This window comes from Criibacterium bergeronii (assembly GCF_001693775.2).
Lineage (GTDB): Bacteria > Bacillota > Clostridia > Peptostreptococcales > Filifactoraceae > Peptoanaerobacter > Peptoanaerobacter bergeronii.
The window spans coordinates 1-26037 of sequence record NZ_MBEW02000015.1; the positions used below are offsets into that span (position 1 = coordinate 1).

Annotated in this window: 20 protein-coding genes; 13 read left to right on the forward strand and 7 right to left on the reverse strand. The window is 33.4% G+C overall.

From position 1 onward, the window contains the following. From clpP to zupT, 5 genes are all read left to right on the forward strand, one after another. Positions 1–596, forward strand: a 596-nt coding sequence (gene clpP, locus BBG48_RS07115; protein ID WP_243446764.1) for an ATP-dependent Clp endopeptidase proteolytic subunit ClpP, incomplete at its 5' end; no start/stop codon positions are given. Positions 597–604: 8 nt separating this feature from the next. Next, on the forward strand, positions 605–1864 hold the full coding sequence (gene clpX / locus BBG48_RS07120) for an ATP-dependent Clp protease ATP-binding subunit ClpX (protein WP_068913269.1): 1260 nt from the start codon (positions 605–607) through the stop codon (positions 1862–1864). An 8-nt stretch (positions 1865–1872) separates the two neighbouring features. After that, positions 1873–2409, forward strand: a complete 537-nt coding sequence (hpt, locus tag BBG48_RS07125; protein ID WP_068913267.1) for a hypoxanthine phosphoribosyltransferase — start codon at positions 1873–1875, stop codon at positions 2407–2409. Continuing rightward, positions 2410–3288: an Hsp33 family molecular chaperone HslO gene (hslO, locus tag BBG48_RS07130; RefSeq protein ID WP_068913280.1), complete on the forward strand. Its 879-nt coding sequence runs from the start codon at positions 2410–2412 to the stop codon at positions 3286–3288. A 199-nt stretch (positions 3289–3487) separates the two neighbouring features. After that, complete coding sequence (gene zupT, locus BBG48_RS07135) at positions 3488–4300, forward strand: zinc transporter ZupT (RefSeq protein WP_068913282.1); 813 nt, start codon at positions 3488–3490, stop codon at positions 4298–4300. A gap of 179 nt (positions 4301–4479) precedes the next feature. Here zupT and BBG48_RS07140 read toward each other — a convergent pair whose 3' ends face one another. Continuing rightward, positions 4480–5769 carry a carboxylate--amine ligase gene (locus tag BBG48_RS07140; protein ID WP_243122936.1) on the reverse strand — a complete coding sequence of 430 codons (1290 nt, stop codon included), beginning with the start codon at positions 5767–5769 and terminating at the stop codon, positions 4480–4482. Positions 5770–5944: 175 nt separating this feature from the next. Here BBG48_RS07140 and BBG48_RS07145 point away from each other — a divergent pair, with 175 nt between their 5' ends. After that, a complete protein-coding gene (locus BBG48_RS07145) occupies positions 5945–6637 on the forward strand; it encodes a hypothetical protein (RefSeq protein ID WP_068913284.1) in 693 nt (230 codons plus the stop codon). Between the two features lie 133 nt (positions 6638–6770). Here the strand turns inward: BBG48_RS07145 and BBG48_RS07150 are convergent, their stop codons facing one another. From BBG48_RS07150 to deoC, 5 genes are all read right to left on the reverse strand, one after another. Then, complete coding sequence (locus BBG48_RS07150; protein WP_068913285.1) at positions 6771–8300, reverse strand: dihydrolipoyl dehydrogenase family protein; 1530 nt, start codon at positions 8298–8300, stop codon at positions 6771–6773. A gap of 187 nt (positions 8301–8487) precedes the next feature. Further along, a complete protein-coding gene (locus tag BBG48_RS07155) occupies positions 8488–11004 on the reverse strand; it encodes a hypothetical protein (RefSeq protein WP_068913287.1) in 2517 nt (838 codons plus the stop codon). A 2-nt stretch (positions 11005–11006) separates the two neighbouring features. Next, positions 11007–13088, reverse strand: coding sequence for an efflux RND transporter permease subunit (locus tag BBG48_RS07160; protein ID WP_068913289.1), 2082 nt, complete (start codon positions 13086–13088; stop codon positions 11007–11009). A 39-nt stretch (positions 13089–13127) separates the two neighbouring features. Beyond that, the gene (locus BBG48_RS07165) at positions 13128–13694 is read right to left on the reverse strand and encodes a TetR/AcrR family transcriptional regulator (RefSeq protein WP_068913290.1); all 567 of its coding nucleotides are present in this window, start codon (positions 13692–13694) and stop codon (positions 13128–13130) included. A 194-nt stretch (positions 13695–13888) separates the two neighbouring features. Next, positions 13889–14539: a deoxyribose-phosphate aldolase gene (gene deoC, locus BBG48_RS07170; RefSeq protein WP_330410366.1), complete on the reverse strand. Its 651-nt coding sequence runs from the start codon at positions 14537–14539 to the stop codon at positions 13889–13891. A 237-nt stretch (positions 14540–14776) separates the two neighbouring features. Between deoC and BBG48_RS07175 the strand changes: the two genes are divergently transcribed. The 4 genes from BBG48_RS07175 (at position 14777) to BBG48_RS07190 (ending at position 19146) form a co-directional block, all read left to right on the forward strand. Then, entirely contained in the window at positions 14777–16933 is a 2157-nt protein-coding gene (locus tag BBG48_RS07175; protein WP_068913292.1) for a Tex family protein, read from the forward strand. A 7-nt stretch (positions 16934–16940) separates the two neighbouring features. Further along, positions 16941–17309 (forward strand): hypothetical protein, encoded by a 369-nt coding sequence (locus BBG48_RS07180; RefSeq protein ID WP_144015776.1) that lies wholly within the window; start codon positions 16941–16943, stop codon positions 17307–17309. Between the two features lie 101 nt (positions 17310–17410). Next, entirely contained in the window at positions 17411–17740 is a 330-nt protein-coding gene (locus tag BBG48_RS07185) for a hypothetical protein (protein WP_068913296.1), read from the forward strand. Between the two features lie 80 nt (positions 17741–17820). Continuing rightward, the gene (locus BBG48_RS07190) at positions 17821–19146 is read left to right on the forward strand and encodes a CCA tRNA nucleotidyltransferase (RefSeq protein WP_068913297.1); all 1326 of its coding nucleotides are present in this window, start codon (positions 17821–17823) and stop codon (positions 19144–19146) included. A gap of 46 nt (positions 19147–19192) precedes the next feature. Here the strand turns inward: BBG48_RS07190 and BBG48_RS07195 are convergent, their stop codons facing one another. Continuing rightward, positions 19193–20017, reverse strand: a complete 825-nt coding sequence (locus BBG48_RS07195; protein ID WP_068913299.1) for a Cof-type HAD-IIB family hydrolase — start codon at positions 20015–20017, stop codon at positions 19193–19195. A gap of 201 nt (positions 20018–20218) precedes the next feature. Here BBG48_RS07195 and BBG48_RS07200 point away from each other — a divergent pair, with 201 nt between their 5' ends. The 3 genes from BBG48_RS07200 to BBG48_RS07210 all read left to right on the forward strand — a co-directional run bounded on the left by BBG48_RS07200 (position 20219) and on the right by BBG48_RS07210 (position 26037). Next, positions 20219–21652, forward strand: coding sequence for an extracellular solute-binding protein (locus BBG48_RS07200; RefSeq protein ID WP_068913301.1), 1434 nt, complete (start codon positions 20219–20221; stop codon positions 21650–21652). A gap of 34 nt (positions 21653–21686) precedes the next feature. After that, entirely contained in the window at positions 21687–24638 is a 2952-nt protein-coding gene (locus BBG48_RS07205) for an EAL domain-containing protein (RefSeq protein WP_068913303.1), read from the forward strand. A gap of 220 nt (positions 24639–24858) precedes the next feature. After that, positions 24859–26037 carry an ABC transporter ATP-binding protein gene (locus BBG48_RS07210; RefSeq protein WP_068913305.1) on the forward strand — a complete coding sequence of 393 codons (1179 nt, stop codon included), beginning with the start codon at positions 24859–24861 and terminating at the stop codon, positions 26035–26037.

The following is a 26037-nucleotide window of genomic DNA, read 5'->3' on the forward strand; positions in this document are numbered from 1 at the left end:
TACCAGTGGTAGTAGAACAAACAGACAGAGGAGAAAGAAGCTACGACATATATTCAAGGCTATTAAAAGAACGTATAATTTTTCTTGCTGATGAAGTAAATGACCAAACAGCCTCATTAGTAGTAGCGCAGTTATTATTTTTAGAGTCTGAAGACCCTGATAAAGACATTTCATTATATATAAATTCACCTGGTGGAAGTATTTCAGCAGGCTTTGCGATATATGACACAATGCAATATATAAAGCCTGACGTATCTACAATATGCGTTGGTATGGCTGCGTCCATGGGAGCATTTTTACTAAATGCGGGAGCAAAAGGCAAAAGATATGCTCTACCAAACAGCGAAGTAATGATTCACCAGCCACTTGGTGGTGCACGTGGTCAAGCTACAGATATTAAAATCCACGCTGAAAGAATAATTAGAATGAGAGAAAAATTAAATAAAATTATGTCTGAACGTACAGGTCAACCTATTGAGGTTATAAATCGCGACACAGAAAGAGATAATTTCATGACAGCTGAAGAAGCTAAAAACTATGGTCTGATTGACCAAGTTATTACCGATAGGAACGCCTTGAAAGCTTTAGTAAAATAGGAGAAGTAATGACAACACACAATGATGAACAGATTGTCAGATGCTCATTTTGTGGTAAGACACAAAATGAAGTAAAAAAAATGATATTTGGAAATAATGTCTATATATGCAATGAGTGCGTAAAGCTTTGCGAAGGACTTATTGAAGAAGACGACAAGCAACTAAAAACATCAGACTTAAATAAATTGCCTAAGCCAAAAGAAATAAAACAGTATCTTGATGAATATATAATAGGTCAAGAGGACGCTAAAAAAGTATTATCAGTGTCTTTATACAATCACTATAAAAGAATTTACAATGCACAAGATTCTTCAAACGATTCGTTAGAGATACAAAAAAGTAACGTACTTTTATTAGGACCAACAGGTAGCGGAAAAACCTTACTTGCACAGACCTTGGCAAAGATAATGGATGTACCGTTTGCGATTGCAGATGCTACAACACTTACTGAGGCCGGATATGTAGGTGAGGACGTTGAAAATATACTGTTAAAGCTTATTCAAAATGCTGATTATGATATAGAAAGAGCTAAAAAAGGCATAATCTACATCGATGAAATAGACAAGATTACAAGAAAATCAGAAAATATGTCAATTACAAGAGACGTAAGCGGCGAAGGCGTACAGCAAGCACTACTTAAAATAATAGAAGGAACAGTAGCCTCTGTACCTCCTCAAGGAGGTAGAAAGCATCCAAATCAGGAGTTAATCCAAATAGATACTACAAACATAATGTTTATAGTAGGCGGTGCTTTTGATGGCATAGAAAAGATTATAGAAAAAAGAATTGGGAAAAGTTCAATGGGTTTTGGCTCAACAGTAGTGTCCAAAAAAGAAATGAAGCTTGGAGATGTACTAAAACAAGTACAAACTGAGGACTTCTTAAAATACGGACTAATACCTGAGTTTATTGGTAGATTACCGATAATAACAACGCTAGAGCCACTTGATGAACAAGCACTTGTCAGAATATTAAAAGAACCAAAAAATGCGTTAGTTAAACAATATCAAAAATTGATGCAGATGGATGATGTTGAGCTTGAAATAGACGAAGAGGCTCTAAAGAAAATTGCAGGTAAAGCAATTGAAAGAAAAACCGGAGCTAGAGGACTTAGAAGTATATTAGAAGAAACTATGATGGACATTATGTATGATATTCCATCTAGGGACGATGTAGATAAGGTTGTAGTTACAAAAGACTGCATAGATAAAGAAAAAGAACCAGTAATTTTATCATCTAAAATGCAACAACCAAAAGCAAGAGCTTAGGAGGATAAATGGAAATTTCTAATAAAAAGGCTCAGGTTTTATGCGATGAAAATAAACTTTTTGAAATCGCAAAAACACTTGGTGAAAAACTTACCAAGGATTATGAGGGCAAAAATCTATTAGTAGTATCAATTTTAAAGGGAGCACTATATTTTACATCAGATTTGACAAAAAAAATCGACATCCCATTAAAATTGGACGTAGTAATTACATCCAGCTATGGCAATGAAACAGTAAGTAGTGGCAACGTAAAAATTGTAAAAGACATAGATTATGATATATCTGATTACGATGTGCTACTTGTAGACGATGTGCTTGATACAGGCAATACAATGAAAGTGTTAATCGAGCATTTCAAAGAAAAACATCCAAAATCAATAAAATCCTGCGTACTGTTCAACAAGCAGGATAGAAGAAAAGTAGATTTAAAGGCAGATTATGTGGGTATGGAAGTACCGGATTATTTCTTGGTAGGATACGGACTTGATTATGCCGAAACGTATAGAAATCTACCGTATGTAACAATATTGACAGGTGAAGAATAAATGGATTATATGATTACAGCAATTGATAGCTCAAAGCAGGTCTGTGTTTGTGCTATTAAAACTACTGAAATGGTAGAGCAAATGAGAAAATACCATGACACCTATCCGGTAGTTAGTGCTGCAATAGGAAGGACAATGACAGCGGCATCAATGATGGGCTTGTCAATGAAGGATATAGGAAGTAAATTAAGCATAATAATAAAAGGTGACGGACCTATCGGTACTATTACAGTAACCTCAGATTCAAGAGGCTATGTAAAAGCTACAGCAAATAAATATGACATCGATATGCCAGCTAGAGAGTCTGATGGCAAACTTGATGTAAGACGTGCTGTAGGGCAAAATGGAGTAATCACAGTAGTAAAAGATTTAGGCATGAAAGAGCCATATGTAGGCAAAGCTCCAATAGTAAGCGGAGAAATTGCCCAGGACATTGCTTATTATTTATCTACATCAGAGCAGATTAACTCAAGTGTCGGATTAGGTGTACTTGTGGACGTGGATTATACCATTAAACACGCAGGAGGATTCTTAGTAAGTCTTTTACCATTTGCTAAAGAAGAAACTATACAGAAGCTGGAACAAAATTTATCAAAAATAAAATCAGTAACGAAAATGATGCAAGAAGGTAAAACACCTGAGGATATTGCAGCAATCATACTAGACGGCATGGGCATGGAGATTTTAGCTAAAGATGAAGTGAAGTATGAGTGTGACTGTAATGTTGACAGAATAAAGCAAATACTAGTTACGATAGGCAAAGATGAATTGCAAAAAATATACGATGAGGACGGACAGCTAGAAATGCAATGCCATTTTTGTGATAAAAAATACAATTTTAATAAAGAAGAACTAAAAGAAATTATACAGCAGCTATAATTTTTATTAATAAATAAAATCGAGGATTAAAGCAGATTATTGCTTAAAATCCTCGATTTTTTCAATTAAGTTAATATTAAATAAAAATTTAAAAATTTTATTTTGGGTATTAATTCGATAATGAGTATTAATTAAAAATTAATACATCTATAAAATGTATTAGAAAGGAGTGTCGAAGAACTTTTATTCGACATAATTTATGGACTTTACAACGAGTAATGTAATTTTTGCGTTTTTATTAACTTTATTTGCCGGATTATCGACAGGTATAGGCAGTGCACTTGGATTTTTTACAAAACAAACAAATCACAAGTTTTTGTCGGCTGCTCTAGGGTTTTCGGCAGGGGTTATGATTTATGTTTCGACAATTGAAATTTTTGCCAAAGCAAAAGATTCTTTGATAGTTGTATATGGAGATACAAAAGGGTATTGGGTAACGACAATAGCATTTTTTGCAGGGATAGCAGTTATAGCTATAATTGACAAGCTAGTACCGGAGGAGGAAAATCCTCATGAGTTGCACGACGTTGATGAATTAAATTCTCAGTGTGCAAAAAATAAATCCTTATTAAGAATGGGTCTTTTTTCTGCGTTAGCTATTGCCATTCATAATTTCCCAGAAGGATTAGCCACATTCATTGGTGCTCTTCACGACTCTACTATGGGCGTGAGTATTGCAGTAGCTATTGCAATTCATAACATACCTGAAGGAATAGCTGTATCAGTTCCGATATATTATGCAACTGGAGATAGAAAAAAGGCTTTTATTTACTCTTTTTTATCCGGATTGGCAGAGCCGCTTGGAGCATTAATAGGATTTTTCTTGCTAAGGACTATATTCAATGACACTATGTTTGGTATAGTGTTTGCCTCTGTAGCAGGTATTATGGTATATATTTCCTTAGATGAGCTTTTGCCAACTGCAGAAAAATATGGAGAACATCACATAGCAATTGCTGGAGTTATTTGCGGTATGGCAGTGATGGCGTTAAGTCTATTGATGTTTGCTTAGATTTATAAACTAATTTCATAGTCAATTACGACTTTAGAAAATTATACTATTCTCTAATAAAAGGCCGGGTATATTCATCTTGGAGCGTTTTTCGCCTACGGCGGTGGCTCACAATTTCCTTTGATGAACATACCCTGCCTTTATTGATTATTTTATAATGTATTAGTATTAAAGGATTTTTATTTATCGTATCTATTTTTCATATAGGTATTAAATTTTTTGATATGATTTAATTTATACAGCATTACATACATACTTCTTTTGATATTACCTTTTAAGTCGTATGGGTAGTCGAAGGTGTGGATTGCGTTACCGCTTTTTACTAGGGAGTAAATTTTAACTCTTTTTAGGGGATCGTCCACATATTTTAGTATTGTGCTACTTGGTGCAACGTGCCAAAATATTTCTTTGTAATCTTGTATAAGTGGAAAATCAATGTGCATTATTCTATCTTCTACCAGCACTTTTGCGATGTTTGCGACTGAGGCAGTTACGCTGTAGTTACTTCTGCCTTGGCGGATGTTTACTTCAAATAGTTTATATTTGCCATCTCTTTGGTCATATTTGATATCGCAATTGCAAAATCCGGTGAAGCCTATGGTTTCCAAAAAGTCTTTTAGTGTATTCATCAGTTCGGGTGCTTGTGTAGTTACTATCGCGGCATCGTTGCCTATGGCGGTTGGGACTTTTTCTTCCAGCATTACATTTCCTAGTGCCATCATTTTGACTTTACTTTTTTCATCAAGATAAAATGTTGGGGTGAAGATGTTGCTGTCGTCTCCCGGGATAAATTCTTGTATTATTAATGCTTTATCGTAGTAAGTGGAGTATATGAGATTAACTTTGTCTATATACTCTTTTTTATTTTTTACGATATAGACTTTTTCCATTCCCTCGAATCTTGAGCTCCAGTATAGCACTGTATCGGAGGGTTTTATGATTATTGGGTAGGGTATGTCAAAGTCTGTTAGTGGGTCTTGTTTATTTAGTATATGTGTTTTTGGGTGGTCGATTTTGAAGGTTTCGCAGAGTTCATAAAATTTTTCTTTTACTAGCAATTTATTTTTTAGCTCTGCATTTATATATGGCATTATATAGTAATTTTTCAGTTTGTCTTTATTGTCTATGATTAACTCAACATAGTCGTCTTTTGTGCCAATCAAAATTGGCACTTTTCCTTCTTCGATAAGGTCTTGTCCAAGCTCTGTTAGCATCTGCACGAAATGCTCGGTGTCGGTTAAATTTTCATCTTTGTAAAAGTCTATTATTTTAGAATGATTTGTAGCTCCTAGGAAATCTTTGGCTATTGCTATGCTTATTATTCCATATTGCTCGTGGAAGGCTCTAGCGACTGAATACGCATTGATATCTCCTCCTATTAGGACTGGTTGCACTGCTGAGGCATCGGTGATTTTTATATCAGTGACTTTGTTTATTTGTTCAATGTTGTTGACTTCTTTATTCTTCATAAGTATTCCTTTACAGTAACGATTTTAATTTATTATATACTTATATAATACCAAATTTTTCGTATTTTAAAAATGGGTTTAAGAAAATATTCTTTTAAACGATATAATAGATAAGTGGAATTTTTCTGATAATGATTTTGTTATTTCATGATATGTAAATTTATGTGGGTGTAATATGAGTGATATTAGATTATCTATGCTTAATTGTGCAATTTCCGGATTTTATACAAATCCATCGGTTAGGAGAAGTATTGTAGGGGACAAGATTGCAGATGAGTTTGATAAATTTATGGCAAAGGAAATTTCAAAAAGTGAGTTGAGCAAGGAGGCTTTTGAAGAATATGTGTATGAAAAAATAACTTCATTTGAGATTAATCCTGCTCAAAAATATGTTACTTATAATATAAATATTTCTGATGAAACTTTAGCAAAAATGCAAAAGGACAGCAGCTTTGAAAATATGATTTATTCACAAATTAAGTCAATCTTTGCAAATGATGAGCTAAAGAGTAAGGGTATAATGCACGTCAAATTTACTGGCGAAGACGGCAAATGCGAAATGCGTTTTGAAAAGCTAAAGGAAATTCCTAAAAAAGATGATGAGGAAGATGATTTTTGGGCTAAGAGGGCGAAAAGGCAAAGGGAAATTGACAAGATTGTTTTTGAACGCAACAAGAAAAAGAAAATAAGAGATAAAATCATCAGAAATGACATAATTGAAAATGCAAATCTTAGAAATTATACCTTTGCAGTAAGGACGGCAAAAGCCTATGAGGAAAAAACAGGCAGGAAGGGAAAAGTGGACTTTACTCCTGAAATGAAGGAGCTACTTGGACTTGATGAGCTACTTGCCGGTTTATCTGATTAGAGATTAGATAAAAGACTGTGGTTAAAGATATTAGATATTTTTAACCGCAGTCTTTTTGGTTTAATTGTAAGTTTATATAAACTCTTAAACTGCGGGCGAAGGGAGTTCGCCCATATATTTGGATTTTAAATGTTTATATAGTTTCTGACTTTTTTATATTTTCAAAGTGCATATATTTTGTCCACATAGACACCTCTGCTAGTGATGGGTGTGTAACCATACAATTGTCTGTAGAGGCTAGGGTATAAGGCGGGTTTGTAAATGTATAGTCATTTGCTCTGAGTTCGTCTACTAGGTTAGAGGTTATCTGCATATTTATAGGCTCAAGATATTTTAAGCCGGTATTTAAAAGCTCAACATATGGTTGGAGCAATAGGGATGCCTCTTCTCCTATTATATGGACGCCAAGTATTTTATTACTAAAGTTTTCTGTAATAATTTTTACAAATCCATCCATTATACTTCCCTTTTTATAGCCTAGTGCGTAGCCTTTGGCTGTATTTGAATAATGATTTATAGCAACGTTTATATCGTAGCCTTTTTCTAGTGCCTCTTTTTGTGTCATGCCGACACTGGCTATTTGTGGGAAAGAAAATGTAGCACTTGGTACTGCATTGTATGACATAAATCTGTAATCTCTATTTTCTGCCTCAAATAGATTGTGAGAAAGTATCTCCGCCTCCATATTTGCTACGTGTTTAAACTGATAGATACCGTTTATGTCACCTATTGCATAGATTGATTTTGAAGTGGTTTGTAGTAGTTCATTCGTAGGGATATAACCTCTTTGGTCAAGCTCTACGGACGTATTTTGTATGTCTAAGGTATCAGCGTTACTTACTAGTCCTGTGCAAAGCATTATTTCGTCTGCAACTACATATAGGTTTTGATTGGCTCTGACATCTTTATAATATACCTTTTTTTTGTTTCCATGCTTTTCGACTTTTAATAGCTGAGTTTTTGTGGCTACATCTATTCCGGCTGATAGGTAGGACTCAGTGGCTTTTTTGATTATGTCTTCATCGGCTCTTGGCATAAGATTTATATTTCTTTGAAGGATTGTAACTTTTGTACCCAAGGAAGAAAATATATGGGCAAATTCTACGCCTATAAAGCCTCCGCCAATTATTACCAGTGATTCATAAGGAGATGAGGGAAATTCGTTGCCAAAAAAGCTCTCACTAGTTATATAGCCGGTTTCGTCCAAGCCATCAATTTGTGGGATTTGTGTTCTTGCACCTACTGCTATTACGATTTTATCAGCAAATATTTCTTCTGTAGAGCCATCTTCTAGGGTGATTTTTAATCGGTTATCGTCTAAAAATCTTCCTTCTCCATGGTAGACGTCTACGTTTTCAAGATTTTCATAATATTCTCTTACTTGCTCGTTTTCCATGGTCTTTTCAAAGACTCTTTGTTTTATTTTGGGGAAATTAATTTTATAGCTGTTGACTTCCACGCCTATGTCATTATTTTTTTGTGTTTTTCTGATGCTGTCAGCAACTGTAGTCAGTACCTTGGTAGGTATACAGCCATGATTTAGGCAAGTACCGCCAAATTTATTTTTTTCAATCAAGGCACATTTAAGTCCTTTTGCTACAGCTGTATCTATAACAATATTGCCACTACCTGAACCGATAACGGCTACATCGTATTTTTTCATTATTCACCTCTAAGTATGTTATTTTACATATAATTATACACGAAAATTTAAATTTGTATATAAATAATGAAGTTTAATGTATAAGAAAATTTCAAAGTTTTTTTTATGCTAATTAAAATTAAAAAGCCTATCAAACAAGATTTATAAATCTGAATATGATAGGCTTTATTTATGGTTTATTAAATTTTTATTTGTGGAAAATTCCTTTTAACCAGCCTGTAAATGACTTTTTTTGCTGAGCCTTTGGCACGAATGTTTTTTTCTGTTTTGCTACTTCTATTTTGTCGGTTTTCATTATAAAATTAACTGTGGAGTTTGTGATGTCTGAGCTTGTAAAGGAGTTATACGCATCAGACAATGTGATGATTTGATTTTTTCTAGCCATTATGTCGTCTGCGTCATTTAATTTATTTTTTATGTCTTTTAGGTCGCCATTTTCATCGGTTTTGTCAATTAATTTTATAACTTGTCTTGCTACGTCAACTATTTCGTCACTAAGAGCTAGGTTTAGGGTGTCGCCAATGTATTTTGTACTATCCAAATCGTCCATCATGTTTACAAGGGTGCTTACAGTTTTTGGACTATTATGGAAAGATTTATTGTATATTGGTAATTTTAGCTCGTCTGCAAAATTTTCTAGGATTGGTCTTGCTTGGTCAAAATCTGCTCTTAATTTTGGTATTTGACTGTAGATGTATTTTATTTTTGGGTCGTCATATTGGTTTAGCATATCTTTTAGTATGTCTATGTTTTCGCTGTTGTCGTCCATATCTTTTTTCATATCTTTTGCTTTGTGTAGCCAATAGGTGTAGTAGTCCATATCTTCTTTATTTTTGAGCAAATCAACAGCATCGTCCATGGTGTCTTGATTCTTTTTTATTTCGTCTTTTAGTGTTATTATTTGTGGCATAATGGAATTAGCATATTCTAATGCACTTCTAATTTCACTTTTGTAGCTGTAGCTGAAATCTTTTTCTAAATCCCATTTTAGTGTTTGATATTTATTTAAGACGTTTCTAAAGTCTGTAGTTGCTCCGGAAATGGCAGAATTGATTTTATTTTGTGCGACAGCGGAAAATTGCCCCATAATTTGTGACCTATAGGGTTCGGGTATATGCCCTGAGTTTACCAATACTTGTAGCTGTGCTCCTGTAGTTGCACCTATTTGACCTGACCTTATTGCTTGGTCAAGTAAGCCTGCAAGCTGTCTTTGTTGGATAGGAGTTAAAGGATCATTAGGGTTGTCTGGGAAAAGTGAACTAAATTGTGAGGTTGCCTCTTTTGACTTTTTTTCAGCTAGAGCCTTGAGCATATAATTTATATCGTCCTCGCTGATGCCGCCAAGTGATAGCTCTTGTGTTTCATCAAGTAAATCAAAGATTTTATCTGTATAGCCTGTTGCTTTTTGCAAGTTTTCCAGCTCAGTGTCGTGATTTTTTACGTTGTCATATAAATCTGAGCCGGTGTCAATGATATTTTTCATATCATCGTATTTGTCTATGATGTCTGTAGCTTTGTCAAATCTATCCATATCTAGGGTTTGTAGCTCGTCATAATCTTTTATTATCGGTTTTACTTTTTGTATTTGAGCATCGGTTAATCTATCAGGGATATATCTTAGCACTTGGTTGTCTATGGCATATTTTAGGTCTGTGTCATCAAGGTCGGCTTTAATTTTATCATACAGCTTGACATTATTTTCTGTAACATAGTTTGGTAGTATTTTTGCAATATTTGTGTCTAGGTCATAGTATTTAAATAAATCATCTACTAATTTTTTTGCGTCATTTGTCTTATTTTGGTCTAGTAACAAATTTTTTATGCTGTTATTTTTATCTTTTGCTTTTATTGTATCTTGAGCATTTAACAGGGTATCGATGTCACTTTCAAACTCAGCATTTTTATCAAGTGGGTGGATATCTTTCAAAAAGTCTGGTAGCTCAGGTGTAAGGGCGATTGCGATTGTATTTAGTTCAAAATCTTTTACATCTGCTGTGATGGTAAATTCGTCAGGTAAATTAATATCTCTTAGCTGTTTTATGCTGGAATTATCTATGTTTAAAGATTTTTTTAATCCGGGAAATCCCATAAACATTAGCATTTGGTTGTTGCCATCGGAGAATATTTTTGACTCGTCAGCGTGAATATTTGTAAATTTTTCGCTGTCAAAGCCGGCTACTACTATGGCTGTAAATGGTGTTGCCACGTTTTCAAATTTTCCATTTACATTTTTTCTAATAAAGGTGTTGTTTGTTAATTTGATTTTTATTGTGACTTTACCGCTTTTGCCTGCAATGTCCTTAGGTGAAATTTCTTTGTCATCAATATAATATTTTATATTTGTAGTTACCGGTAATTTTTTATTAATTGTGCCTTGATAAATTATATCCTCGTGTGGGTCGCTCCATTTTAGCTCCCCATTTTCTGTTTTAAAATAGGATACGGAGCTCATATTTTTTATATCTTCAAGGTCTGTATTTTCTGTTATGACTTTGTCTTGGACACTGTCTTTTAGCCAGTTGCTTATGGTGATTTCGGTTGCACTGCCTGTAGGGTCTAGGTTTGCGTAGACGGTTTCCATTCTTTTGACATTTGACGCTTTGTTGTCATTTTGTGCATTTATATATAGAAAATTTGAAGCTATTAGCATTACAGCCATAGTAGCGGAAATTCCTTTTTTTAGTATAGTTTTTTGATAATTCATTTTTATTCTCCTAAATTAACATTGACTGTTTTACTTGGTCTGATTTTTTCCATAAATGTTTGATATAGGTAAAGTATAGGCGGTAGTATAAATATTATTACTAGTCCTGATATTACTGAGCCTCTTGCCAAGGTTATACATATACCTTTTATTATATCTATGGAAGATACAAATATTACTCCTGATGTGGCTGATAAAAATACTAAAACGCTGGTGATGATTGATTTTGAAGATGCAGTGGTTGCTATTCTGACTGCGTCTTTGGCATTAAGCCCGTTTGATAGTTCTTCGGTAAATCTTGTAGTGAGCAAGATAGAGTAGTCAACAGTTGCACCTAGCTGTATTGCACCGATTACTATCGGGGTTACAAAGGATACTTCGTTTGCGGTTATAAATGGTATTGACATATTTATAAATATTGCAAACTCTATACATAAAACCAATATAACGGGGATTAGTAAGGATTTAAAAACTAGGGCAACTATAATAAAAATTGAAATTACAGAAATAATGTTTGTAATTTGGATGTCCTTATTTACTGTGATTGATAAATCTTTTGTAAGTGCTGCCTCGCCTGTGACCATGGCATTTGGATCATAAGACTTTGCAAGCTGATTAATTTTATCAATTTGCTCGTTCGACTCGTCTGTAGCTGTGGCATACATGGAGTTTATAATTATAGTTTGTTTGCCATCTTTTTTGAAAATATCTTTTATTGAGTCAGGGATAAAGCTGTCAGGTATTCCCTTGCCAATTATTTTTTGGTAGCCAAGTACGGTTTTTACTCCGTCAATTTTTTCCAGCTTTTTAAAAAATATAATCATATCACTTGCAGGTATGTCATCGCTCATTACAATTATGTGAGAGTCAGACATTCCAAAGTCATTTTCAAGTTTATTTTTGCCAATATTTGCATCTATTGTCTTTGGCAAAGACTGGCTGATGTTGTAATAAACCGGCACATGGGATTGCATATAGTATGCGGGCAGCATCATAATTAAAATAAATAAAACAGCAAGCTTTCTTCTTTTAAATACTCTGTCAGTTAGATTATCAGTGCTTGGGATTAATGACTTGTGTGTGTATTTTTTGATTTTGTCGTCTAATAAAAGTATCGCTGCAGGTAAAAATGTTACGCAAGTTAGCACTCCAATTACTACACCTTTCATCATTACAAGTCCAAGGTCTATACCAATGGTGAACCCCATAAAGCACAAAGAGCCAAAACCTGCTATGGTAGTAAGAGAGCTACCTGCTAGGGATAAAAACGCACCAACTATAGCATTTTCCATAGCCAGCTTTGAGTTATTGCATTTTTCTTTTTCTTCATCATATCTGTGGACTACGAATATGGCGTAATCGACTGTGACAGCCAGCTGCAGTATTGCAGCAATTGCCTGAGTGATATATGAAATCTCACCAAAAATAATGTTTGTGCCAAAATTATAAATTATACCAAGACCTATTGAAAGCATAAAGATAAATGGAAGTACATAGGACTCTATGCAAAGTTGCAAAACTACAAGAGAAAGTGCACCTGCCAGCATTATATATATTGGCATTTCTCTTAGTATGAGCATTTTTATATCTTTAAGAAGTACAGACAGACCACTCATAAAGCATTGCTCGTTCATGTATGTTTTCATAGTGGCGATTGCCTCCATGGTGCTTTCAGAGGCGGCTTTTTCCTCGTATTTTACCATCAGCATTTCACCATTTTGAGAGTAAAAATTATCTGTTATTTCCTTAGGCAAAAAATCTTTTGGTATTCCTGAGCCTACAAAATCTCTAAGATAAATTACATCATTTACAGCAGGTATTTGTTTGATTTTTTTTGCTAAACTAGCCACGTCAGACTGTGGCATATTATCTATCATTAAAAATGTGGTAGCCGCCAGTTTAAAATCACGTTCTAGCACATTTTCCGCTATTACTGACTCCTTGTCCTTTGGCAAGTAGGATAAAACGTCATAGTTTACTCTTGTCATTGCTGCACCGTAAATGCAGGGTAATACAAGTAAAAAACTGAGCAAAACTATGACTTTTGCGTGATTTGAAATATATTTTGCGAATAAATGTAACAAAGTTGTCTCCTAAAATATTTTTAATTGTAAATATTGTTATTACGCTATAATGTTTATAATAGAGCAGTACAATTCCTCTTTGATATCTTCTATAGAGTAGGGGGATACTTTTTCAAATGCGTTGTAACAAACTCCTCCAACTAATTCTATTATTAAATATAATTTTTTCTTGTCTCTTTCTATATCAGTTGATTTGATATCAGTCAAAAAAGTCGATACGGCTTTTGTTACTAGAGGGTCATTTATATATTTAAATAATCCGGTGTATAAATTTTTTCTTATAATTTTTAAATATTCCTTTTTTAGTTCGTATTGCCCAATTAAATTGTCAACTAGATAGATTAATTTGTCCTCAGGTGACAAGGTATCCATCTTTTGGGTGTCTTGAAAAATTTGTTCAAAGATTTTTTTAGACTCTGTTATTATTACAGCTTGAATAAGCTCTTCTTTGTCCTTAAAATATAAATAAAATGTGCCTTTGGCAACGCCTGCTTTTTTAGCAATGTCACTGATACTGGTTTGTTCAATTTGATACTCTTTAAAAAGCTCCAATGCTGAATTATATATGAGCTGTTTTTTATTATTTTTAAGGTTTACATCTTCCATTTTGCCTCCTAATCGTCATGTAAAATTTAAAACAAATTAAAAATGACCATCGGTCATATATTCATTATAATACTAAAATGACCGCTGGTCAATATTTATTTTTTGCTCAAAATACTTGATACATTAGTAAAAAAAAGACAAACCTACTGAAAAAATTTCAATAGGTTTGTCTTAAAAATTTTTTAAGAATAATTTTATTTTACAATTTCTACACTTGCACTAGCACCTATTCTGTCTGCTCCGGCTTTTACCATTTCAAGGGCAGTTTGTTTGTCTCTGATACCGCCGCTGGCTTTGACTAAGGCTTTGCCATTTACAGCTTTTTTCATCAAATCGACATATTCTTTTGTAGCTCCGCCTGTAGAAAATCCGGTAGAAGTTTTTACAAAGTCCGCCTTTGCCTCCACTGACAGTTCGCACGCCTTTACTTTTTCTTCATCAGTTAACAGACAAGTTTCGATTATTACTTTTAAAATTTTTGGAGCAGGAACTGCAGCTCTTACAGCCTTTATATCATCTAAAACCATATCAAATTTTTTGGCTTTCATGTAGCCTACATTTATAACCATGTCTATTTCATCAGCACCGTCTTCTACAGCAATCTTTGTTTCATAAGCCTTTGCCTTTGTGCTCATAGCTCCAAGAGGAAAACCTACCACGCAGCAGGTCTTAACATCAGTACCTTTTAACTCTGATGATACAAGAGCTACGTAGCAAGAATTTACGCAAACAGATGCAAAATCATATTCCTTAGCCTCTGAGCAAAGTTGTTTAACCTTTTCTTCAGTAGCCTCTGCCTTTAGTATAGTGTGGTCTATCATTTTATTTAATTTTATATTTTCCATTAAATGCCTCCGATTTAATATTTGTTCATAATTTGAGAAAATACTACCATACATAAAATGTAGTGTCAAGTTTTGATAATTTGTATGGAAAGTAAGAGCGTATCGTTAATCAATATAGATTATAAGAAAGAGGTTAAATCTATAAATTGTTATTTGCCATTAAAAACTTTTTATAGTAAAATTATAAATCAGGCAACAAAAATATTGATTTACTTGTAGGCTAACTCAGGAGGAAAGATGGATTTAATCGAAATACTAACCAAGGAATTTAACATCAAGAAAAATCACACTGAAAATATAATATCTCTATTGCAAGAGGGCAACACAGTACCATTTATTGCAAGATACAGAAAAGAAATGACAGGCAGTGCCAGCGATGTATTGCTTAGAGATTTTTACGATAGATACAATTATTTGCAAAATTTGGAGGCAAGAAAAACAGCTATAACAAATTCCATTACAGAGCAGGGCAAAATGACTGATGAAATCACAAAGGCAATAGAGCTTGCCATGACTTTGCAGGAAGTGGAGGACATCTACGCTCCATTTAAGCAAAAGAAAAAGACAAGAGCATCCGTTGCAAAGGAAAAAGGACTAGAGCCACTTGCGTTGATTTTAATCGGTGATGAAAAATCTGCCGAAACTGAGGCTAATATTTATATAGATATAGAAAAAGGTGTAGAAACAGACCAAGATGCCTTAAACGGTGCTATGGATATAGTTGCCGAAATGATTTCTGAAGATTTTGAGCTAAAAAAAGAGCTTAGGAAAATATATTTTGACAAGGGCATTTTAATTTCTAGCATGAAAAAAGACGCTGATCAAAAAGAAGACGCCAACATCTACAAAATGTATTTTGATTTCTCTCAAAAAGCCTATGATATGCCATCATACAGAGTATTAGCACTTAATAGAGGCGAAAAGCAGGACATCTTAAAGGTAAAGATAGAAATTGAGCAAGAAGAATTTGAAAAAAAGGTACAAAAAAAATATCCACTTGGACAAAAAAATGCAGAATTAATAGAAAAAACTATAAAAGACTCTCTTCAAAGGCTTATTTTACCATCACTTGAAAGAGAATTACGCTCAGACATGACTGATAGAGCCGAAGAAGAGGCTATAAACGTATTTGGTAAAAACTTATCTGCACTACTTATGCAGTCACCGGTCAAGGACAAGGTTGTAATGGGATGGGACCCGGCTTTTCGTACCGGTTGCAAAATAGCAGTAGTAGACGCTACCGGTAAAGTAATAGACATCAATACAGTTTATCCTACAGCTCCTCAAAACAAAGTTGAAGAAACAACTAAAATTATTAATGAAATGATAAAAAAAGATAAGGTAGACATAATATCTATAGGCAATGGTACTGCATCAAGAGAGTCTGAAAAAATTGTATCTGATATATTAAAAACTCACGATGGAGTTTATTACACAATAGTCAGCGAGGCGGGGGCATCTGTATATTCAGCCTCTGAGCTTGCAGTAAAAGAATTGCCTGACTTAAACGTATCTATCAGAGGGGCTGTATCAATAGCAAGAAGGCTACAAGACCCAATGAGCGAGCTTGTAAAAATCGACCCAAAATCTATAGGAGTAGGTCAGTATCAGCATGATGTAAATGCAAAAAGACTTGAAGAAGTCCTTACAAATGTAGTTGTTGACAACGTAAATAAGGTCGGTATAGATATAAACACTGCATCATACAGCGTATTATCTTACATTTCAGGCTTATCAGCCTCAGTTGCAAAAAATATAGTAGCATACAGAGATGAAAATGGGAAATTCACCGACAGAAAACAGCTTTTAAAAGTGCCAAGACTAGGCAAGCAATCTTATCAGCAGGCGGTAGGCTTTTTAAGAGTTAGAGATGGCAAAAATGTATTAGATAACACTGGAATACATCCGGAAACCTACGACCAAACTCAAAAATTAATTGAATTATTAGATTTGGATATAAACAGCGAAGATTTTATAGCAAAATTTAATCAAAAAATCAGCAGCCAGTCTCAAAAGGATTTAGCAGACAAATTAGAAATAGGTATGCCGACTTTATTAGACATAATAAAAGAGCTACAAAAACCGGGACTTGACGTCAGAGATGAAAAAAATATCAAGCCGCAGCTTAGAAGTGACATATTAAAGTTAGAAGATTTATCAGACGGCATGGTACTAAGAGGAACAGTCAGAAACGTTACACAATTTGGAGCATTTGTTGACGTTGGTCTAAAAAATGACGGCTTAGTCCACATTTCAAAGCTTAGCGACAAATATGTCAAGGACCCCAGTGACGTGGTAGCCATAGGTGATATAGTTGATGTAAAAGTTATTGGTATAGATTATGACAGAGGAAAAATAAGTCTATCTATGAGAGATGTCAATAAGGAAAGCTAGGATACAAATGGATAAAAAACGAAGTAGATATTTAACTTATGTAGTAATTGTAGTGCTACTGATTTTAACCTACGTTGAGTTTAAGTATGGAGTAAGAGCTAGGCGGTTTTCAGACAGCTTTTTGTTCAATTTTTTGTTACCTTTTGTATTTTATTTAAAAACTAAAGACAACTATGAATTATGTATCAAGACTGTTCCCGATAAAATGAAAACCAATAAGGTTCAGTATATTATTATAGCAGTATCAGTGCTACTTGGCTTGCTTGTCGGTATAAGAAAAAATGGCTACATCAATATGATGGGAGGTACATTTTTAATAACCTCAGCTTATTACTTTCTTTACTATCACCTTGTATTAAAAAAAGCAGTCAAATAATTTTCAATAAAATTCTATATTTATTTTAAATTCATAGTATAATCTATTCTAAGTTAAGAAAAATTTTAAGTTTATTTATACGATTGATACCGGAGTAAATCATGGATACACAAAAAATTGATTTTAATGACATGAACAAACAGTCTAAGATTGATAATATTTTAAAAAGGTTTAATTTAGTCCAAGAAGACAAGGTAGACAGCGAGATATTACAGCAAGGGGAAGATTTAAATTCTGATGCAAAACAAGAGGATATAAATTCAAAGCTGGAATTTATAAATGACCACTTGGAAGAAATCATTGACTGTTTCAAAGACACCAAGACAAGAAAAGAAATTGATAGACAAACAGCTACAGGTTATTTCCAAGAGCTGATGAAAGCGAGAAAATTGGAAAAAAAGAGAATGGAAGAGTCTGATTTGCTAAAATAAATATATTTAATACGTCATAAAATATTAAAGCAGTGATTTAGCACTGCTTTTTTGGATTGGATTTAAAAAAGAGAAGAAGCATGGAAAAAATAAATTTACCCGTTCAAGCAAAAATTGTAATAGATACGCTCACAAAAAGCGGTTTTAAAGCCTACATCGTAGGTGGTATAGTGCGTGACAGCCTGCTTGGCAAACAGGCACATGATATAGACATAACCACAAATGCAAGACCATTTGAAGTAATAAAGCTATTTAGAGATAATTATACAATAGCTTTAACCGGCATAAAATACAAAACTGTTACAGTAATAATTGATAAAAATCCTATGGAAATAACCACATTTCGCTCAGAAAGTGGCTATGAAGATGGCAGACGCCCTGACAGAGTTGTATATGAAACAAAATTAGAAAATGACTTGAAAAGAAGAGATTTTACAGTAAATGCTATGGCATACAATGATAAAGAGAATTTAGTTGACCTCTTTGAGGGAATTGATGACTTAGAAAATAAAATAATCAGGACAGTCGGTGACCCTGACCAAAGATTTTTTGAAGATAGGCTGAGAATGCTTAGAGCGGTGAGATTTTGCTCACAACTAGGCTTTACATTAGAAGAAAACACAAAACATGCTATAAAAAAAGATGCAAAGTTAATAAAATCGGTATCGGTGGAAAGAATTGCCCAAGAAATCAATAAAATAATGCTCCAGTCGGACAAGCCGTCAATAGCCTTTGAGCTGATGCACGAAACCGGATTGTTAAAGCATATACTACCTGACATAGACAAGATGTATGACTTTGACCAACAAAATCCATATCATTCAAAGGATTTATTCCATCATACAATGGAAGTGGTAGATAACAGTGAAAAAGACGTGACCTTGAGACTTTCAGCATTATTTCATGATACCGGCAAAATCTACACAAAGACAGTTGATGAAAATGGTGTAGGGCATTTTTACGGGCATTACGAAAAAAGTGCGGAAATTGCAAAAATTGCACTAAAAAAACTAAAATACAGCAATGAAATCATAAAAACAGTATCACTTTTGTGCCTTAAACACATGGTACAGCCTGAGCAAATTACACAAAAAGGTATAAGAAAGCTGATAGCAACTATTGGTGAGGATAAAATAGATTTGCTGGTAAAATTACAAAAAGCTGACTCAAAATCTACAACCATAGGAGAAAGCTCTATTTTTGGTGATAAAGTCAAACAAGTTTTATCTCAGGAGCACGCCTTTAGACAAAATGACTTGGCACTAAATGGAAATGATTTGATTGAAATGGGATACAAAGGCAAAAAAATTGGCGAGATAAAAAAATATCTCTTTGAAAAAGTCCTAGACGAGCCAAAACTAAATCAAAGAGAAGAATTAATAAAAATAGTAAAAGAGAATTATTAAAAATTTAACGGGCGAACTAAGCTCGCCCCTAAATATATGTTGCTGTTTAATTTAAAAATTTTTCCAAGGCGTGTTCTATTCCGCCCTCATTGTTAGTCAATGTCACAAAATCTGCAATATTTTTTAATTCGTCTATACCGTTACCCATTGCGACTAATGTATCGCAGGCTTTTCTCATAGGTATGTCGTTATAGCTGTCACCCATACACATGATATTTTCTTTTTTAACATTTATAATCTCAGCTAGTTTTTTAACACTTTCGCCCTTATCCACACCCTCTAAAACAACCTCAATTGCTTGAGTCCATGACAGGTGAGCTTTAATGCCGTCAAGCTTTGAAATAATTTCGTATGCCTCATCTCTAGTCTTTTGACTTTTAAACGATATGAAAAGCATCGTAATATTTCCTTTAGACTCATCTAGGAATTTACTCATGTCTTTTACAGGTACACTGGTTTCTTTAATAAGTGTGAAAAAAGCTTGATGAATATATTCTTTATAATCTACCAACGCATCAGAGGGACAAAAAGCTTTATCGTCTACAAAGACCTCAAACATATTTTCTTTGTCTTTTATGCTGTTATATATTTGTTTAACTTTATCTCTTGCGATATTAAAAGTGTAAAGCCTTTTAAAATCTTTTAGGCTTGCTATTGAACCACCGCCGGAAGTAATAACATAGTCGCAATAACTAAAAACCTCACTGATTTCTGATATATGTGTGGCTTCAATCATTGACCTACCGGTACAAACAGCAAATTGGACACCTTTTTTATGATATTTGTCAATAGCTGCCAATGTGTTTTGAGTTACCTTTTTTTCGTCAGTTAAAAGCGTGCCGTCTAAATCTAGGATTACTAAATTAATCATAATACCTCTTATTTTACATTGAATGAACACACAAAATAAATGAATTAATTCTTATAATACGTTATTTATAAATAAAAATCAACACTTAACTTTTCTTATAAATAATTTGTGAAATTAACACACTTTTAATTGAAAAAAAGCCTTGATTGGTTTAAAATATACTAATACATTGATTCCTATATTTTTTTAATGGGAGATATTATGAAAAAAATAAAAGTATTCCTATTGATTTGCGTTGTTTTAAGCTTGAGCATTTTAACGATGTCATGTAATAAAGATAGCAAAAAATCATTGTTAGACCCTAAAAAACCTACAGAAATAACTTTATGGCATTATTATTTTGACGAAAATAAGTACATATTAGAAAGCATAATTGATGACTACAACAATACAGTTGGCAAAGAAAAGGGAATTATAGTAAAGCCGATAGCACAAGGTACAATATTGAACCTTGAAAAGACTATAACAGATTCAGCAAACGGTGTTATGAACGCAAAGGAAATGCCAAATATTTTTTCATCATATATTGATAAGGCAGTGGAGCTTTATTCAAAAGATAAAGTGGTAGATTTAAATGACTATTTGACACAAGAGGATAAGGATAAATTTGTTCCTGATTTTTTACAAACCAGTAAATCAGGTGAAGGGAACTTATTAATAGTGCCTATATTAAAAAGTACAGAGGTTTTATATATTAACAAAACTCTATTTGATGAATTTGCAAAGGAAAAAAATATTGATTTATCAAAACTAAAGACATGGGCTGGTATTTCAGAGATAGCTAGTTTATATCATAACAACAAAAATAAATATTCAACCTTGACAGAAAATTCATTTTTTGGATTTGACTCTCTTCCAAACTATGTAGTAATGGCATCAAAACAACAAGGACTAGAAGTGGTAAATTATGAACTAAAAGGACTTAAACTAGATAAAAAAGTGCTTAGAAATATATTTGACAATTATTTCAAAAATATTGTAAATGGAAACTATTATGAAGCTGGCAAATTAAGGACTGAAAATCTTAAAACAGGGGATATAATAGCCTATATTGGCTCAAGCTCAGGAGCAGCATATTTCCCATCAGAAATAGGAATTGATGATAAAATTATACCGGTAGAGCTTGAAGCTTTGCCATATCCAAATTTTGGTAATGGTGAAAATTGTGCGATACAGCAAGGAGCAGGTATGGCAGTAGCTGTAGCAGAACCAAAAAAAGTAGAGGCATCAGTAGAGTTTTTAAAATGGTTTACAGACTACGAACAAAATATCAGGTTTGCATCTGACTCAGGATATTTACCATCAGTCAAAGAGGCATACGAAAAGGGAAAATTTGACACCTTTATCAGTGAACTTAAACAAAGAGATGCAAGGCTGAGTAATCTTGTAAAGGTGTACGAAGTGGCAATAGAGCAGATAAGAAATGGAAAAACATATGCTGTCAAGCCATTTGATGGAGCTTATGAGTGTAGAAATATTTTATCAGACACCTTACAAGACATTACAAAAAAAGGCTTAGAACAAGTAAACTCCGGCAACAATGATTTAAATTACGATGAATATTTCAACAAATGGATTGAAAGTATAATCTTAGATGCCCAAGAAAAAGAAATACCTTACGAAGAAATAAATTAATATAACATTGGTGAATGCTTTAAGAAGGGTAAACATGAACAGACAATCGTCTTTAAAAAGCAAACTGATTTTAATTATGACAACTCTTATATTAATGCAGACAGGTATGCTGATTTTTTCTTTATTCATCACCAAAACATTTTACAAGATGGACCAAAATGCATTTATGATTTTTAACAACTCTACTAATAACCAGCTGACAAATGCAAATTTGAAAATTGGTAAATTGGTCGAAAATGTTTGTGATGCAGACAAAGAGCTAAATTTGTATATGACGTATGCTTTAAATGAAAAAATGAAATCAGAGGATAGCTATGATGACGTAATGATAAAAGCGTCAACGATTTTAGAAAAATTGATTGATGAGTCAGAGGTTAGTGGAGCTTTTGTAATTTTTGATGAGGAAAATGCAAAACTCAAAAAACTTTTGGGAAATAATCCTGCTAAAACTATCTACATGAGGACAACCTATGGTAGCACTAATGATGTTGTTAGGGATAATATATTTTTGAAAATTGGACCGACTGCAATTATTAAAAAGCTTGGTCTGTCAAGTGCTACAGATTGGCAGATACTAGGTCTGAGGTCTAAGGAGTTTAAAAATAACCCTATTTACAAAAATCCTATCAACGCACTTAATATGTATCCTGACTCTGATTTAGCTAGATATGGCTATTGGAATGAACCGTCTCCAATTTTTGAATATGATAGACAGTATGTTACATTCAGCTTGCCTATATTTGACAAAGACAATGAACCGCTAGGAATTATCGGGATAGATTTACATTCCAACTTTTTTGCTGACAGATACCTTTTTTTAACTAAGTCTCCATTTCCAAACAGCTATTTTGCAGTGTTGAAACGTGAGGACAATTATCTTTTGGCGGATAACGTGATTTCTCAAAATAATTCTGCAAACATGAATTTCAAAGAAAATTCAAAAATCTATTTTCACCCTAGCAATTTAGATGGTATTTATAGGACTAATTTTAATGGATTAGAAAATACTTATCTTAGTATAAATAACCTTACACTTTATGGTGAAAATTCGCCATTTAAAGAAAAAAGATGGGCATTGGTAGGCTTTGTCGACAATCAGGATTTGAGAGAAAATTCTAAGGACGTAAGGCAGACCATTTGGTTTATTATAATCATAACAAGTATCGTGCTGATATTTGTCGGTATAATTTTATCTGAAAGATTTACAAAAAATATATCCTCCATAACTTATTTTTTATCAAATATAAAACCGGATAAGCCTGTAAAATTTGAAAAAACAAATTTAATAGAAATAGATGGATTAACCAGTGCAATAGAAAAGCTTAATTCAGAGCTTGTAAGATTAAACCAAATAACTTCAAGTATATTTGAATTATCCTTATTACCCATTGGCGGTTTTGAAATGAGATATGACAGCGGTATAACTTCAATTACCACCTATGTTTCAAAACTTTTTGGGTTAGACCCAAAAGCAATCAGTATGCCAAATGAGCAGTGGCAGACTTACCTAGATAGGTTAAAAAGTGTGGTTTATTCCTACGATGAAGGCATATATAAATTTACAACCTTTGAGCAGGAAACTATCTATATAAGAATAACTGAAAAAGAAATGCTAGACAGTAGGATTGGAGCTATAGTAGACGTAACAAAGGAAGTCGCAGAAAAAATCAAATATACAAAAATGCTGGAAACTGATGCTCTCACCGGCTTATATACAAAATCAGCTCTTGAAAGCAGATGTATAAAGAAAATAGATAAAAATCCAATTTCAATCGGTGCAATTGTATTTTTAGACTTGGATAACCTAAAGTATGTAAATGACAACTACGGGCATGAGGTAGGGGATGAGCTTATAATAGCGGCGGCTGACCTTTTTGCAGAGCTAAACAAGTACGGGGCTATAGTATCAAGGATTTCCGGAGACGAATTTGCAATATTTTTGTATGGGTTCAACACAAAGGAAGAGTTAATTGAAATTGTTAGAAAACATTTGATTTACAATGAAAAAAAATATATACAAACACCAACAAACGAATTTCTACCTGTAAGATATTCCATGGGTCTATCTTGGTATCCGTATGACTCTTTAGATATCAAAGAATTACTAAAATTTGCCGACTCTTCAATGCACGAGTCCAAATCTACGGAAAAAGGAACTCTTACTGAATTTAATTTAGAGCATTACCTTAAAAATAAATATATAATCGAAAAAAGTGAGTCAATAATTGACCTTATAGATAATGAGCTGATAAAGTTTGCTTTTCAGCCGATAATTGATGTAAAAAATAAAAAATTATATGGCTATGAGGCGTTGATGCGTTCCAAGATGGACTCTTTCAAAGAGCCGTCAGAAATAATTGAGGTAGCAAAGCACCAATCAAAGCTAAGAGCTATCGAAAGATTGGTATTTAAGGTAGCGTTTGAGACTCTTCACTCTCTTAGAGGTGTACTGAACAATGAAAAAATATTTATAAACAGTATTCCTAGATTTATGATTACAAAGGAAGAATTAAAAAAAATCCAAGAGCAATTTCCATTCGATATAAATAATGTAGTAATTGAAATAACTGAAACTGAATTTGACGTGGTAGAAAACGAAAGCTCAGACACCTTAAATGAACTTAAAAAAGCTGGCGTAAAGATAGCTGTCGATGATTTTGGAAAGGGATATTCCGGAGAGATAAGAGTGCTTAATACATCGCCTGACATAGTAAAAATTGACATTGACCTTATTAAAGATATCCAAAATGACCCTAGAAAACAAAAATTGGTTGCTAATCTTATATCATATTGTCATTCAACAGGTACCTTGGTTTTGGCAGAAGGGGTAGAGTCACATGAGGAGCTTGTTGAGGTAATTAGTCTTGGAGTTGATTTAGTTCAGGGCTTTTATCTTGCCGGTTCAAGCTTTGATTTGTCAGTGCCAACAGACAGTATAATGAAAAAATTAAAGCTAGTAGAAAACGTAAATGAAAAAATGAATTAATTAATAATAATTAATTCAAATTAAAACTGCCAAATTTTGGCAGTTTTTTGTATATTTGTATAATTTTAATATTTATAATACAATTATATAATAAGATTTTAGTTAATGAGTACGAAAAAATGAATAATTTTAAAAATTAAAAATAATTTCAGCCTTTTAAACTATAATTTTATAAGGAACAGTTCACAAAAAAGCGGTTTATTACGAAAGTGAGGTCTATATGATAGAATTTGACTCCATATCAAAAACTTATCCCGGTGGGAAAATAGCAGTCCATAACATAAATTTGACAATAAAAGATGGCGAGTTTGTTGTATTTATTGGTACTAGTGGCTCAGGTAAAACTACCTGTATGCGTATGATTAATAAAATGATAGAGCCTACTGATGGGAAAATCCTTATAAATGGAACAGATATTAAAAAGCTAAACAGCGTAGAGCTGAGAAGGTCAATAGGCTATGTAATACAGCAAATCGGTTTGATGCCGCATATGACAATTTTCGACAACATAGTAATGGTGCCAAGGTTACTTAAAAAAGCGGAAAGTGAACTTAGACCACTTGCTGAAAATTTGATTGCCAAGGTAAATTTGCCGGTGGAATTTTTGGATAGATATCCAAAGGAATTGTCAGGCGGTCAGCAGCAAAGAATAGGAGTTATTAGGGCATTGTCAGCAGACCAAGACATAATTCTTATGGACGAGCCTTTTGGAGCACTAGACCCGATTACTAGAGAGAGTTTACAGCAATTAGTCAAAAATTTGCAAAAGGAGCTGGGCAAGACCTTTGTATTTGTAACTCACGACATAGACGAGGCTTTGGATTTGGCGGATAAAATCGCCATTATGGATAAGGGTCAGCTTATACAGTATGATACTCCTGAAAATATATTAAAAAATCCGGCGAATAAATTTGTACGAAATTTACTAGGTGAAAAAAGGATACAAAATGCGTCGCTTGACTATTTGCCTGTCAGCGATGTAATGATAAAATATCCAAAATCTATAAATGACAAGAGGAGCATACAAGATGCACTGGAAATCATGCACAAGTCGAGAGTAGATTCTATATTTTTGGTTAATGACGACAATATTTTGATTGGATATACAGACGTATTTAAAATCAGAGACAGCGGGAAAATTGATGGTATGGTTTCAGATGTGGCGTTGCCGGTAGAGGCGATTAACGAAAAAACTGTACTAAAGGATGCTATTTACTATATTAATGATTTAGGACATCGTAATTTGCCTATAGTTGATGATGAAAGAAGGCTTGTGGGTCTAGTTACCAGAGCATCAATCATGGATATAGTTTATAAATCTTTTTTAAGAGACTATGCTCCGGAAAATGAAAATAAAGAACTAATTCAAGCAACACCTGAAAAAAATCAGGAGGTGTAG